The organism is Pseudomonas sp. HMSC057H01 (genome assembly GCF_001836405.1).
GTDB classification, from domain to species: domain Bacteria; phylum Pseudomonadota; class Gammaproteobacteria; order Pseudomonadales; family Pseudomonadaceae; genus Pseudomonas; species Pseudomonas aeruginosa.
The window spans coordinates 201,216-213,018 of the sequence record NZ_KV828460.1; the positions used below are offsets into that span (position 1 = coordinate 201,216).

Consider the following 11,803-nt stretch of genomic DNA (forward strand, 5'->3'; position numbering starts at 1 on the left):
GGGATGCTCGTGGGGAATCGTGCTGCGAATGAGTCTGGCTCATTCGCAGCACGGCCTGAATCAACTGGCCCTGGGCAGGCTGCAACTGGCCAGGGAGTAGACGTAGTAGTTGAGGCGGTCGCGGTCGGTGCGATTCCACACCTGGCCGACCGACTTCAGGCCCTGGCTCTGGCCGACCGCGCCGGCGATGCTGCCGCACCAGCACATCGGGTACTTCTGCCGATACAGCGGACCGCTGATGACCACCGCGACGTGCCCGTAGGTGCGGCCCTTCAGGCCGGCGATCACCAGGAAGCCCTGGGCCGCCTTCTGCGCGGCCTCGGCGCCGGAGGCGAGCTTGGTCCAGCTCTGCTCCAGGCCGTCGACCATGGCGTTGGCGTTGCCGCGGGGCATCGGTACGCCCAGCTCGGCGGCCACCGACTGGACGAAGCCGGAACAGTTGTCCTTGTTCGGGGTGCCGGCCAGGTAGCTCTTGTCCCAGCTGTTCTTGCAGGCGTTGACGATGCATTGATCGAGACTGTCCATGTGTCACCTATGCGTGTCGATAAGGGGCGCTCCGGCCCGGATCATTTCTTTGCGGTCTGGCAGAACGGCGCGAGGGAACGCGTCACGACCTTCGCGCAGCTGTCGACGGATTCGCCCGAGCATTTCTGACCCAGGCGCAGCCCGTCCTTGTCCACCGCCCAGCGCTGGCCGGAGATGTCCTCGCGGTGCACCACCTTGCAGGTAGCGCTGTCGTAGGACACCAGCTCGGCGCTGGAGCCGCTGAATTCATGCATCAGCACGCGCCGGCCGTCCTGGCTCAGGAACACGCCGCCGCGCGACCAGATGCCGCCGTCCTCTATGCGGCAATCGTTGCCGCTGTCGCGGTCAGCCAGGTAGACCGGCGGTTCGGGAAAGGCATCGGGGTTGTCGTCGTTGGGATCCTCGTTGCTGAACATCACGCGGACGTGCTCGTCCTCGCCGCCGAACATGTTCGGCGAGCCGAACTGGGGCACGATTTCCAGCTGGGTGAAAGTACAGTCCGACGCCTGGGCCGAAAGGCTCAGGAAGAGAGCGGCGAAGCTGCCGGCGAGCAGTTTCATGGGGCGGGTTCTCCGTTGGGCCGCCAGGGCGGCGAAAGGATGGACCAGGCCGCGCCGGGCGCGAACGGAAGCGCCGCCTGACGACAGCAGGCGGAAAGCGGCGAAGAGGGGACGTGGGGCGCACGCGAACCGGCGCGGATGGGGCGCGGCGAGTCGAAACATATCCCTGTTTCCTCGAAGTCATCGTCCTTGATCGCCAGGGCGGGCCTGGGAGCCCGGCTAGCATACGTGGCGGCCGAAGCCGGTGGAATGCTGGCGAAATGGCGGCTCATGTCCGGGGCGCGTTCGCCCGCCGTTGTGAAAGTGCGGCGTAGAGAGGCGGGTTTGCTAGAATCGCCCGTCCCCGAGTGAGGAGTGGTTCATGTTGCCAAGACCGTTGGTTGGGTTGGCCTTCGTTTTGTCGTCTTTTATCCAGTCTGTTTCCGCTGCTGAAATTTCCTATAGCCGTGACGTCCAGCCGATCTTTACCGCCAAATGCGTCGCCTGCCACGCCTGCTACGATTCGCCCTGCCAGCTCAACCTGAGCAGCGCCGAGGGCGCGCAGCGCGGCGCCAACCAACTGCCGGTCTACGACGGCACGCGGACCAAGGCGCAGGAAACCACCCGCCTGTACCTCGATGCGCACGGTGCCGACGCCTGGCGGCGCAAGGACTTCTGGTCGGTGCTCGAATCGCAGGATGGCCAGGCCGCACTGATGGCGCGGATGCTCGAGCTTGGCCACAGCCAGCCGTTGCAGCCGAATGCGAAGATCCCCGAAGGCCTGGACATTTCGATCAACCGCGCCAACCAGTGCCCGACGCCGGCCAGCATCGATGCGTTCATCCGCAAGAACCCGGGTTCCGGCATGCCTTTCGCGGTGGCCGGGCTGAGCGACGACGAATACGCCACCTTGCAGAAGTGGCTGGCCGCGGGCGCCCCGGTCGACCAGCAGCCGTTGCGGCCGACCGCCGCCGAGGCGCGCCAGGTGGCCAGCTGGGAGCGTTTCCTCAACCAGCCTGGGGCCAAGCAGAGCCTGGTCTCGCGCTGGCTCTACGAGCACCTGTTCCTGGCGCACCTGTATTTCCCGGAACAGGGCGCGCCCGGCCACTTCTTCCAGCTGGTGCGTTCACGCACGCCCAGCGGCCAGCCGATCGACCCGATCCCGACCCGGCGTCCCAACGACGATCCGGGCAACAGCTTCTATTACCGCCTCTGGCCGATCCAGGGCGTGATCGTCCACAAGACGCACATCACCTATCCGCTGACGGCGAAGAAGCTGGAACGCGTCCAGGAGCTGTTCTTCGGCACCCAGTGGAACACCGACAAGGTTCCCGGCTACGGCGTGCAGAGCCGCGCCAACCCGTTCGTCACCTTCGCCGCGATCCCGCCACGGGCGCGCTACCAGTTCATGCTGGACAACGCCGAGTACTTCACCCGTACCTTCATCCGCGGGCCGGTGTGCCGTGGACAGATCGCCACCGACGTGATCCGCGACAACTTCTGGGTGGTATTCCAGGACCCCGAGCAGGACCTGTTCGTCACCGACGCCAACTTCCGCGCGCAGAGCGAGCCGCTGCTGGCCTTGCCGGGGCAGATCGACGAGCTGAAGAACCTGCTCGGCCTGTGGAGCGCCTACCGGGACAAGCGCAACGAGTACGAAGACCTGCGCCAGGACGTCTACGCCGACGCGCCGCCGCCGACCTGGAACACGATCTGGCACGGCAACGACAACGCCCTGCTGAGCATCTTCCGCCAGTTCGACAGCGCCTCGGTGCGCAAGGGCCTGCTTGGCGAGGTACCGCAGACCCTGTGGCTGATGGACTACCCGCTGTTCGAGCGAACCTACTACGGGCTGGTGGTGAACTTCGATGTCTTCGGCAACGTCTCGCACCAGGCGCAGACGCGCCTGTACTTCGACCTGATCCGCAACGGCGCCGAGCAGAACTTCCTCCGCTTGATGCCGGTCGACGCGCGCCAGCCGTTGCTTGACGACTGGTACCAGAACAGCGGCAAGCTGAAGATGTGGATGGACTACCAGGCCTTCGACGATGACACGCCGAGCGCGCTGGGATTGCCGGAGAAGCAGCCGAAGAAGGCCTTCGCCGAAGAACTGCTGCGTCGCTACGGCGACCTCAATGCGCGCCCCGACCCGATCAACCGCTGCCTGGACGGCAACTGCTATCGACCGGGCATCGACCGCGAACTGCAGGACGCCGAGCAGGCCTTCAGTCGCCTGGTCAGCCGGCCGGCGGCCGGCCTCAAGGTCATAGAGCGCTTCCCCGAGGCGACCATGCTGCGGATACGTACGTCCAGCGGCAAGCGCGAGATCTATACCGTGCTGCGCAACCGCGCGCACAGCAATGTCGCCTTCATGCTCGGCGAGTCGCTGCGCTACCAGCCGGGCCTGGACACCCTGACGATCTACCCCGGCGTGCTGTCCAGCTATCCGAACTTCATGTTCGATCTGCCGGCGACGGATGCCGAGGCCTTCGTCGGCGCCCTGGAGGCGGCGAAGAGTAGCGAGGACTTCGACAAGGTGGTCGAACGCTGGGGCGTGCGCCGCAGCAATCCGCAGTTCTGGAGCTACTTCCACGATCTGGAGGCGTACATCCGCGAAACCGAACCGGTCGAGGCGGGCGCGCTGGACATGAATCGCTACGAGAACCTCTGAGTGTCGCGACCCGCTCCGCAAGGGGTGGGTCGGTTATCGCGAATTATTCCTACTAATTTACTAGGGCTTTATCCGCAAGTACCGATTGGCGTAAACTGTCGTCATATTTGCGAGGAGTTGCCATGAGCGCCATCACCATTACCGAAGCTGCCCAAGCGTATCTGGCCGAGTTGCTGGAGAAGCAGAGCACCCCGGGTATCGGCATTCGTATCTTCATCACCCAGCCGGGTACCCAGTACGCGGAAACCTGCATCGCCTACTGCAAGCCGGGCGAGGAAAAGGTCGAGGACACCGCCATCGCCCTGAAGGACTTCACTGCCTGGATCGATGCGGTCAGCGAGCCCTTCCTCGAAGACGCGGTGGTGGACTACGCCACCGACCGCATGGGCGGCCAGCTGACCATCAAGGCGCCGAACGCCAAGGTGCCGATGGTCAACGAGGACAGCCCGATCACCGAACGCATCAACTACTACCTGCAGACCGAGATCAATCCCGGCCTGGCCAGCCACGGCGGACAGGTGAGCCTGGTCGACGTGGTCGAGGACAACATCGCCGTGTTGCGTTTCGGCGGTGGTTGCCAGGGCTGCGGGATGGTCGACATGACCCTCAAGGATGGCGTCGAGAAGACCCTGATCGAGCGTATTCCCGAACTGAAGGGCGTGCGCGACGTGACCGACCACAGCAACAAGGAGAACGCCTACTACTGAGGCGTTTCCGTAAAGCAGAAGAGGCGACCGCAAGGTCGCCTTTTTCGTTGCCGGCGTTTCAGCGCGACAGCGTCCGCGTTCGCCGTACCGGCCAGAGCAGTGCCAGCGCCACCAGCAGCGCCGGCCAGACCAGCAGGTTAACCGCGTTCCAGCCAAGGCTGGTGATCAGGGCGCCGGAGCCGAACGACATCAGCGCCGCCACCAGGCTGTTGCCTTGCTCCATCAATCCTTGCGCGGCGCCGCGCTCGCTTTCGGCGTGGCCCTCGCCGAGCAGGGTGGTGCCGGCGATGAGCATCAGGTTCCAGCCGCTGCCCAGGGCCAGCGAACTGAGCAGAAAATGCATGACCGACTGTCCACCCAGGGCGATGCCGGCACTTGCGGCGAGCAGGAACGCGCCGAGCAGGGCGACGCGACGGTTGCCGATGCGGTCGACCAGCGCTCCGGCGAAGAACGCCGGAAGGAACATTCCCAGCACGTGCCACTGGATGACCCGACTCGACTGTTCCAGCGGCAGGCCGCAGAAGCTCATGGCCAGCGGCGTGGCGTTCATGATCAGGATCATCAACCCGTGTCCCGCCGCGGTGCAGGCGATGGCCGCGCGGACCACCGGCCGCCGCAACAGGCCGCCTATGTCGCGCCAGGCGAGTCGTGCCGGGCGCGGCGCCTGGCCTTCGCGGAGCAGGGCCATCAGCAGCAGGCCGGCGAGGGCCAGCACGGCGATCAGCAGATAGGCGCCGACGAAGGGCTGGGCCAGCGCGTTGCGCGACCACAGCGCCAGGCTCGGCGCCAGCAGCGCGGCGAGTACCCCGCCGGCGAGCACGTAGGCGCTGGCGCGGCCTTTCCGCCCGGCATCCACCGCCTCCAGCGCGGCGAACCGGTAGTACATGGCCGAGGCCTGGTAGACCCCGATGCCCAGCGCGCCGAGACAGAACCAGAGGAAATCGCCAGTCCAGACACCGGCGGCGCAGACCAGACCGCCGAGCACGCCGCCGCCGGCGCCGAGCATCAGCCCGGGACGTCGGCCGTGGCGCTGCATGAAGTGCGACAACGGCTGCACCGCCAGCAGGTTGCCCAGCACCAGCAGGGCCAGGGGCAGGGTGGCCAGGCTGTTCAACGGCGCCAGCTGGACGCCGACCAGCGAGGTCAGTGTTATGCCGATCAGCGAACAGGACCAGTACAGGGCCTGGCCGCAGAACAGCAGGAGCAGGGTCGGGTTGCGTAGCAGCATGGCGTCACTCCGGACAACCGCCGGGCCTGACGACGCGCCGGCTGGAGGCGGGCTGACGGACCAGCGCATCCCGCGGACGCCTTGGCCGGGCCAGCAGTTCGCCGCCGCAGTTCGGGCATTGGCCGCCCAGGCGGGTCGTCGCGCAATCGCGGCAGAAGGTGCACTCGAAGGTGCAGATCAGCGCGTCGCCGCTGTCGCCGGGCAGGTCGCGGTCGCAGCACTCGCAGTTGGGGCGCAGTTCCAGCATGGGAAGGTCCTCGGTAGGAGCGTCAGGCCAGCATGCCGAAGCGTTCGGCGTATTCCTGGGGGCTGACCGAAAGATGCTTGTGGAACGTCCGCCGGAGGTTTTCCGGATGGCCGAAGCCGCACAGCCGGGACACCGTAGCGATCGATGCCTGGGCGTCCTGCAGCAGGGCGCGCGCGGCCTCCAGGCGAACCCGCTCGACGTAGCGACCGGGCGCCACGCCCAGTTCCTGGAGAAATACCCGGGACAACGTACGCGGGCTCATGCAGGCCCGGTCGGCGAGGGCTTCCAGGGACAGGTCGCCGGCGAGGTTGGCGGGAATCCACTCCAGCAGCGCGGCCAGGCGCGGGGTGCGGCTCGGTTCCGGGGTCAGCCAGGCGCTGAACTGGGCCTGGCCGCCAGGACGCTTGAGGAACATCACCAGGCGTCGCGCGACGCTGAGCGCCAGGCTGCGGCCGAGGTCGGCCTCGACCAGCGCCAGGGCCAGGTCGATTCCCGCCGTGACGCCGGCCGAGGTGAAGATGTGGGCGTCGCCGTCGCGGCACTGCGGGTCGTAGGTGTGCAGGCGGTCGCCTTGCACATGGACGCCGGGAAACCCCTGGCGCAGCGTCGCCACGTCGGCCCAGTGGGTGGTCGCTGGGTGCCCGTCGAGAACCCCGGCGGCGGCCAGGATCAGCGCTCCCGAACACACCGAGCCGAGCCGCCGTATGCGCGGTTCGGCGGCTTTCAGCCAGGCGAGCAGGTCGGCGTTGCGGGTCTGCGCCTCGACACCGAGGCCGCCGGGCACCAACAGGGTGTCCAGGCTTTCCGGCGGACAGTCGCGCCAGGCGAGGTCGGCGCAGATGCGGATGCCCGCGGAACTGGGCACCGCTTCGCTACGCTCGCCGAGCACCTGTATCCGGTAGAAAGGCGGCAGACCCTGGCGCTGGCGTTCGACGTTGGCCGAGGCGAATACCTGCAGCGGTCCGGTCACGTCCAGGCTCATCACGTCGGGATAGATCAGGCAGGCAATCAGGCGTGGTTCGGGCATGGCATGACCTCATGGCGATGGCGGCAGTCTGGCGTCCTTCGGACCTGGCCGCAATGCCAGTTGGCCCACGGATCTTGCCATTCGCTCGCCGGGGCGTCCCGCTGCGCCGATGGCTGGTATCGCCTCGGCACGCCGCATGCCCTATTGTCTGGTAACGGGTGATGGCTTTTTGACTCATCGCTGTAGAGGCGCCAGGGTATTGTCGTCCAGGCCTGTTCCAGCGTTCGGTCCGAGGTAGGGGAGTCAGCATGCTTGCACGCGACGGCCTGGTACAGGCTGGTCTGCCGGATAATCCGTATGCGCGCCAGTTGCGCAACGGTTTTCGTTGGTTGCGGTTCGAAAAGGAGCTGGAAAACGAGTTTCGCGAGTTTCTCAGTTGGAACTCGCTGATGCAGCGGCGTGCTGCCATCGGGGTAGCGTTCCTGATCTGGACGCTGTTCATCGTGGCCGACTGGTTGATGGTGGACATCCGCCTGCATCCCAACCTGTTCGAGCAACTGCTGGGCGTGCGCCTGGGAATGATCGGCCTGCTGCTGGTGGTCTGGCCGGCGGCCTTCCTGCCCAGCCTGCGCAAGGTCGGCGATGCCATCGCGCCCTACTGCCTGCTGCTGATCAACCTGGCGGTGCTGGCCTGCGACGTGCTGTTCGAGTGGCATGGGGTGCCGCGCTTCACCCAACTGGGCGCGACCCTGGGCATCCTCGCGGTGTTCTTCCCACTCGGCCTGGCGTTCTGGGCCTGCGTGCGCCTGGCGTTGCTGTGCCTGGCCCTGAACCTGGCGGTATTCCTGCTCTTCGGCGGCGAAGAGAACCTGCGCACCAACCTGCTGAATACGCTCTACAACGGCCTGGTGGTGCTGATCTGTTCGTTCGCCCTGTACCTGCAGGACTACGCCCAGCGCGAGCAGTTCCTCGGCCGGCGGCTGCTGGGCATGATGGCCGAACAGGACAGCCTCACCGGCCTGGTCAACCGACGCTACTACGAGCTGCTCGCCCAGCGGGCCCTGGAGCAGGGCGCCCGCGAAGAAAAGGGGGTGGCGCTGATCCTGGTGGATGTCGACGACTTCAAGGCCTACAACGACCACTACGGGCATCCGGCCGGCGATGCCGCCCTGCGCCAGCTTGGCGTCGTGCTCCGGCAGGGCGCGCGGCGGCCGTTGGATATCGCCGCGCGCCTGGGCGGGGAGGAGTTCGCCGTGTTGCTCTACGACAGCGAGGAGGGCAACACCCTGGCCATCGCCGAGCGCCTGCGGCAGGCGGTGGAGGCGCTGGGCATCGAGCACCTGGGCTCCAGCGCCGGCCCCTGCCTGACCATCAGCCTGGGGGTGGCCTATTCGACCTCCGGCATGGGCCTGGACGCGCTCTATCGCGAGGCCGATCGCGCGCTCTACGAGGCCAAGGATGCAGGGCGCAACGCGGTGCGCGTGGCGTTCCGTCAGCACGACCGCCTCGAATAGAGGAAACGAAAAAGGCGCCCGTGGGCGCCTTTCGTCGTATGGAGCGGCTCAGCCTTGGCTGGGCATACTCCAGTCCTGCAGGTTGTAGCCGTTGTGGCTGAGTTCTTCGCGTGCCTGTTGCAGCAGGCCGGCAAGCTGCTCCGGATCGGAGTAGGCGGAGCTCGGAATGCGTGCACGGCCCAGCAGGCGGGTGCCGGTGCGATCGACTACGGACAGGCTCAGGCCGCCGTCACTGCCTAGCTCGGACCAGGCAACGCACTGGTATGGCTGGAAGGCGCGCCCGGTGATCAGCAAAGCCTCGTTGAAACGGAGCGTAGCGTTCATGGGAGTCGGTCTCTCTCGTTCATGTCTGTGTGGAACATGGGTGGCGCTTCCCGGCTCCACCGTGTTCGGTCACGCTAACTGATGCTTTCGAAAGCGAAAAAGTCACGGCGTGGCGCGTTTGTGCAACAGGTTGTCGCTTTTTCGAAGGGTTTAGGCGTGCCGAAGCGGTTAGGCGCGGTGTTTTGTCGCAGATTTCCAGGAGCGCGGCCAGGCCGCCTTGCGCTCGCCGCCCGCGCCTGCACAGCCTAGAATGGCGGCCCACCTGTGGCAGCGGACCGCTTCGCATGGATATCGACCTCGCCCGTACCTTCCTGGAGATCGCCCGCAGCGGTAGTTTCGTCGCTGCCGCGGAACGCCTGCACCTGACCCAGACGGCCGTCACCGCGCGCATCCAGAACCTCGAAGGGCAACTCGGCTGCCGGCTGTTCGTGCGCAACCGCGCGGGCGCGCGCCTGACCGCCGACGGCGAACACTTCCTCGGCTACGCCAGCCAACTGGTGCAGACCTGGGATGCGGCGCGACGCGACCTGCCGCTGCCGGACGGCTTCCGCAACCTGCTCAACCTCGGTGGCGAGGTCAGCCTGTGCAATCCGTTGCTGCTGAACTGGATGCGGCGCCTGCGCGAGGCGATTCCCGGCCACGCCGTGCGGGTCGAGATCGGCCAGGGCGCCGAACTGCTCAAGCAACTGGAGCAGGGCGCGCTGGACGCCGCGCTGGTCTACCAGCCGGAATACTGGCCAGGGCTGCAGGTCGAGCAGTTGCTGGAGGAGAAGCTGGTGATGGTGCGTTCCGTGGTATCCGCGGAGCCTTATCTCTATGTCGACTGGGGCCCGGATTTCCGCAGCCAGCACGATGCCGCGCTGCCGGACCGGGCCAAGGCCGCGCTGGCCTGCAACCTCGGGCCGCTGGCCCTGCAGTACATCATGCAGAACGGCGGTAGCGGCTATTTCCGTACCCGGGTGGTGAGCAGCTACCTGGATGGCGGCACCCTGCAACGGGTCGAGCAGGCGCCGGAGTTCGCCTACCCCACCTACCTGGTGTACTCCCGCGAGCGCCTGTCGCCGACCCTGCGCCATGCGTTCCAGTTGCTGCGCGAAGTGGTCCGCGAGGACAGCGACTGGTCGCAGCGCTGGGACTACGTGATCTGATCGGCCTGGCCCAGGTGCTGCAGCCAGTTGCGGTAGAGCGCGGCGATCAGGTCGGTCTGGCTGACGATGCCGACCAGGTAGCCAGCTTCGTTGAGCACCGGCAGGCAGTGCAGGCCTTCGTCGGATAGCAGCGAGACCAGCTCGACGGCGTGGGTGTCGGCCTGTACGCAGACCACCGGGGTGGTCATGATCGTCTTCAGCTTGGTCCCGCGCAGGAAGCGCAGGCGCTTGAACGGGCTGCCGTCGGGGCGGAAGTGCTTGAGCAGGTCGCTCTGGGTGACGATGCCGGCCAGCCGCCGATGCTCGTCGAGCACCGGCAGGGCCTTCAGGCGGTGGTCCTGCAACTGCTTCCAGGCGTCGTCGATGAAGGTCTCGGTGCTGGCGGTCTGCACGTCGCGGGACATGATCCGTGCCGCGGTCAGCTCGCCCATGCGCCGGCGCAAGGCGTAGCGCTCGGTGTGGTGGATCAGTCGCTCGAGGTCGTCGCGGGTGATGTCGACGTATTCGCCGAAGTCTTGCAGCGCCTGGTCCAGGTCCCGGGCGGAGAAGTCCGTTCGCGCGCTCGGCGCCAGGTCGCGGGTGCCATGGAGATTGGCCCGCGGCGGCTGGTAGGGGCGCGGGTAGGGAGAGCGCATCAGGTTGTTGTAGAGCAGCGCGCAGCCGATCAGCACCAGGGTGGAGAGCAGGATCGGCCAGACCACGTCGATGCCGAGTTCGCTCAGGGACGGGTTGAGGGCCACGCTCAGGGCCAGCGCGCAGCTCGGCGGATGCAGGCAGCGCAGGGCGAACATCAGCAGCATGCCGAGGGCCATGCCGACCAGGGCCGGGGCCAGTTCGTGCCCGAACCAGTAGGCGCTGAGGCCGCCGGCCAGGGCGGCGACCAGGTTGCCGCCGAGCATCGACCAGGGTTGCGCCAGGGGGCTGGAGGCGAGGGCGAACAGTAGTACGGCGGATGCGCCGAGCGGCGCTGCCAGGCGCAGCGCCAGTTCGCTGCCGAACAACGCCTGGCAGGCGAATACCGCGGCGAGCGCGCCGATGCAGGCACCGAGTCCGGCGCGCAGGCAGTCGCGCGGTCGAGCGTTCAGGGTCAGGGGGCGGAAGCCTTTCAGCCAGGTGCGTACGGCGGTGCTGGGGGAGTCGTTCATGGAACTCTTCGAAGCGAAAGAAAGGGGCCGTTGCCGGCCCCGCAAGGCACTTTCGTGCTGGAGGCATCCATCCCTGGATGATGGAGTCGGTTCAGGCGAGGAACGGCGGGCCGGCGGCCTCGCGGGATTCCTCGAGGGGGCGGACCACCTGCCGGCAGATCTTGCCGGTATCCCGGGCGACCCGGCGGGCGGCCTCGGGATCGTCGGCGAACGGCAGCAGGGCGGCCTGCTCGCGTTCCTCGCGGGTACTGCCGGCGAGGCTGAGGGCGAGGCCGAGCACCAGGGTGGAGAGGCACAGCAGGGACAACAGCATGTTCAGGCCCCCTGGCCGGCCGCCAGGACCGGCTGCCGCTGCTCCTGCGCGCTGCGCAGGGTCCGCCAGGTGTTGTAGGCCATCAGCAGCATGCCGCTGGCGAAGGTGGCGCCGCCGAGCAGGCGCACCACGTAGCCCGGATGGCTGGCCACCAGCGCCTCGACGAACGAGTAGGTGAGCGTGCCGTCCTCGTTGATCGCCCGCCACATCAGGCCCTGGGTGATGCCATTGACCCACATCGAGGCGATGTACAGCACGGTGCCGATGGTGGCCAGCCAGAAGTGCGCGTTGATCAGGCCGACGCTGTGCATCCGCTCGCGGCCCCAGAGCTTCGGGATCATGTGGTAGAGCGTGCCGATGGAGATCATCGCCACCCAGCCGAGGGCGCCGGCGTGGACATGGCCGATGGTCCAGTCGGTGTAGTGGGACAGCGAGTTGACCGTCTTGATCGCCATCATCGGGCCTTCGAAGGTGG

13 protein-coding genes are annotated in these 11,803 nt (G+C 67.0%); 4 read left to right on the forward strand and 9 right to left on the reverse strand.

Going from position 1 to position 11,803, the window contains the following annotated elements:
- Positions 1 to 60 precede the first annotated feature (60 nt).
- Both tse1 and tsi1 read right to left on the reverse strand, forming a co-directional pair.
- Positions 61 to 525: a type VI secretion system effector peptidoglycanhydrolase Tse1 gene (gene tse1, locus HMPREF2581_RS14130; RefSeq protein ID WP_003088027.1), complete on the reverse strand. Its 465-nt coding sequence runs from the start codon at positions 523 to 525 to the stop codon at positions 61 to 63.
- A gap of 41 nt (positions 526 to 566) precedes the next feature.
- Entirely contained in the window at positions 567 to 1,085 is a 519-nt protein-coding gene (gene tsi1 / locus HMPREF2581_RS14135; protein ID WP_003139919.1) for a type IV secretion system immunity protein Tsi1, read from the reverse strand.
- A 361-nt stretch (positions 1,086 to 1,446) separates the two neighbouring features.
- Here tsi1 and HMPREF2581_RS14140 point away from each other — a divergent pair, with 361 nt between their 5' ends.
- Complete coding sequence (locus tag HMPREF2581_RS14140; protein ID WP_003139911.1) at positions 1,447 to 3,735, forward strand: fatty acid cis/trans isomerase; 2,289 nt, start codon at positions 1,447 to 1,449, stop codon at positions 3,733 to 3,735.
- Positions 3,736 to 3,857: 122 nt separating this feature from the next.
- On the forward strand, positions 3,858 to 4,442 hold the full coding sequence (nfuA, locus tag HMPREF2581_RS14145; RefSeq protein ID WP_003088034.1) for a Fe-S biogenesis protein NfuA: 585 nt from the start codon (positions 3,858 to 3,860) through the stop codon (positions 4,440 to 4,442).
- A gap of 58 nt (positions 4,443 to 4,500) precedes the next feature.
- Here the strand turns inward: nfuA and HMPREF2581_RS14150 are convergent, their stop codons facing one another.
- The 3 genes from HMPREF2581_RS14150 to HMPREF2581_RS14160 are packed head-to-tail and all read right to left on the reverse strand — an operon-like array spanning position 4,501 to position 6,944.
- A complete protein-coding gene (locus tag HMPREF2581_RS14150; RefSeq protein ID WP_003139908.1) occupies positions 4,501 to 5,670 on the reverse strand; it encodes an MFS transporter in 1,170 nt (389 codons plus the stop codon).
- A gap of 4 nt (positions 5,671 to 5,674) precedes the next feature.
- Positions 5,675 to 5,917 (reverse strand): DUF1272 domain-containing protein, encoded by a 243-nt coding sequence (locus HMPREF2581_RS14155; protein WP_003088038.1) that lies wholly within the window; start codon positions 5,915 to 5,917, stop codon positions 5,675 to 5,677.
- Positions 5,918 to 5,939: 22 nt separating this feature from the next.
- Positions 5,940 to 6,944, reverse strand: coding sequence for a GlxA family transcriptional regulator (locus HMPREF2581_RS14160; protein ID WP_003088040.1), 1,005 nt, complete (start codon positions 6,942 to 6,944; stop codon positions 5,940 to 5,942).
- Between the two features lie 248 nt (positions 6,945 to 7,192).
- Between HMPREF2581_RS14160 and HMPREF2581_RS14165 the strand changes: the two genes are divergently transcribed.
- Positions 7,193 to 8,398: a GGDEF domain-containing protein gene (locus HMPREF2581_RS14165; RefSeq protein WP_003132751.1), complete on the forward strand. Its 1,206-nt coding sequence runs from the start codon at positions 7,193 to 7,195 to the stop codon at positions 8,396 to 8,398.
- Positions 8,399 to 8,446: 48 nt separating this feature from the next.
- On the opposite strand, the gene HMPREF2581_RS14170 is transcribed toward HMPREF2581_RS14165, so the two are convergent.
- A complete protein-coding gene (locus HMPREF2581_RS14170; protein WP_003098204.1) occupies positions 8,447 to 8,722 on the reverse strand; it encodes a hypothetical protein in 276 nt (91 codons plus the stop codon).
- A gap of 284 nt (positions 8,723 to 9,006) precedes the next feature.
- Here HMPREF2581_RS14170 and HMPREF2581_RS14175 point away from each other — a divergent pair, with 284 nt between their 5' ends.
- The gene (locus HMPREF2581_RS14175; protein ID WP_003139905.1) at positions 9,007 to 9,870 is read left to right on the forward strand and encodes a LysR family transcriptional regulator; all 864 of its coding nucleotides are present in this window, start codon (positions 9,007 to 9,009) and stop codon (positions 9,868 to 9,870) included.
- Here HMPREF2581_RS14175 and HMPREF2581_RS14180 read toward each other — a convergent pair.
- From HMPREF2581_RS14180 to HMPREF2581_RS14190, 3 genes are all read right to left on the reverse strand, one after another.
- Positions 9,858 to 11,015: a CBS domain-containing protein gene (locus HMPREF2581_RS14180; RefSeq protein ID WP_003139903.1), complete on the reverse strand. Its 1,158-nt coding sequence runs from the start codon at positions 11,013 to 11,015 to the stop codon at positions 9,858 to 9,860. The two genes, HMPREF2581_RS14175 and HMPREF2581_RS14180, sit on opposite strands and share 13 nt — an antisense overlap.
- A gap of 91 nt (positions 11,016 to 11,106) precedes the next feature.
- Positions 11,107 to 11,328: a hypothetical protein gene (locus HMPREF2581_RS14185; RefSeq protein WP_003108719.1), complete on the reverse strand. Its 222-nt coding sequence runs from the start codon at positions 11,326 to 11,328 to the stop codon at positions 11,107 to 11,109.
- Positions 11,329 to 11,330: 2 nt separating this feature from the next.
- Positions 11,331 to 11,803: cbb3-type cytochrome c oxidase subunit I (locus HMPREF2581_RS14190; protein ID WP_177343807.1), on the reverse strand; the 473-nt coding region annotated here is incomplete at its 5' end.

Excerpts from the sequence above, each read along its gene's own strand:
- HMPREF2581_RS14155 (WP_003088038.1), bottom strand. The coding sequence starts at position 5,917 with ATGCTGGAACTGCGCCCCAACTGCGAGTGCTGCGACCGCGACCTGCCC.
- HMPREF2581_RS14150 (WP_003139908.1), bottom strand. The coding sequence starts at position 5,670 with ATGCTGCTACGCAACCCGACCCTGCTCCTGCTGTTCTGCGGCCAGGCC.
- HMPREF2581_RS14160 (WP_003088040.1), bottom strand. The coding sequence starts at position 6,944 with ATGCCCGAACCACGCCTGATTGCCTGCCTGATCTATCCCGACGTGATG.
- HMPREF2581_RS14165 (WP_003132751.1), top strand. The coding sequence starts at position 7,193 with ATGCTTGCACGCGACGGCCTGGTACAGGCTGGTCTGCCGGATAATCCG.
- nfuA (WP_003088034.1), top strand. The coding sequence starts at position 3,858 with ATGAGCGCCATCACCATTACCGAAGCTGCCCAAGCGTATCTGGCCGAG.
- HMPREF2581_RS14185 (WP_003108719.1), bottom strand. The coding sequence starts at position 11,328 with ATGCTGTTGTCCCTGCTGTGCCTCTCCACCCTGGTGCTCGGCCTCGCC.
- HMPREF2581_RS14175 (WP_003139905.1), top strand. The coding sequence starts at position 9,007 with ATGGATATCGACCTCGCCCGTACCTTCCTGGAGATCGCCCGCAGCGGT.
- tsi1 (WP_003139919.1), bottom strand. The coding sequence starts at position 1,085 with ATGAAACTGCTCGCCGGCAGCTTCGCCGCTCTCTTCCTGAGCCTTTCG.
- HMPREF2581_RS14180 (WP_003139903.1), bottom strand. The coding sequence starts at position 11,015 with ATGAACGACTCCCCCAGCACCGCCGTACGCACCTGGCTGAAAGGCTTC.
- tse1 (WP_003088027.1), bottom strand. The coding sequence starts at position 525 with ATGGACAGTCTCGATCAATGCATCGTCAACGCCTGCAAGAACAGCTGG.
- HMPREF2581_RS14170 (WP_003098204.1), bottom strand. The coding sequence starts at position 8,722 with ATGAACGCTACGCTCCGTTTCAACGAGGCTTTGCTGATCACCGGGCGC.
- HMPREF2581_RS14140 (WP_003139911.1), top strand. The coding sequence starts at position 1,447 with ATGTTGCCAAGACCGTTGGTTGGGTTGGCCTTCGTTTTGTCGTCTTTT.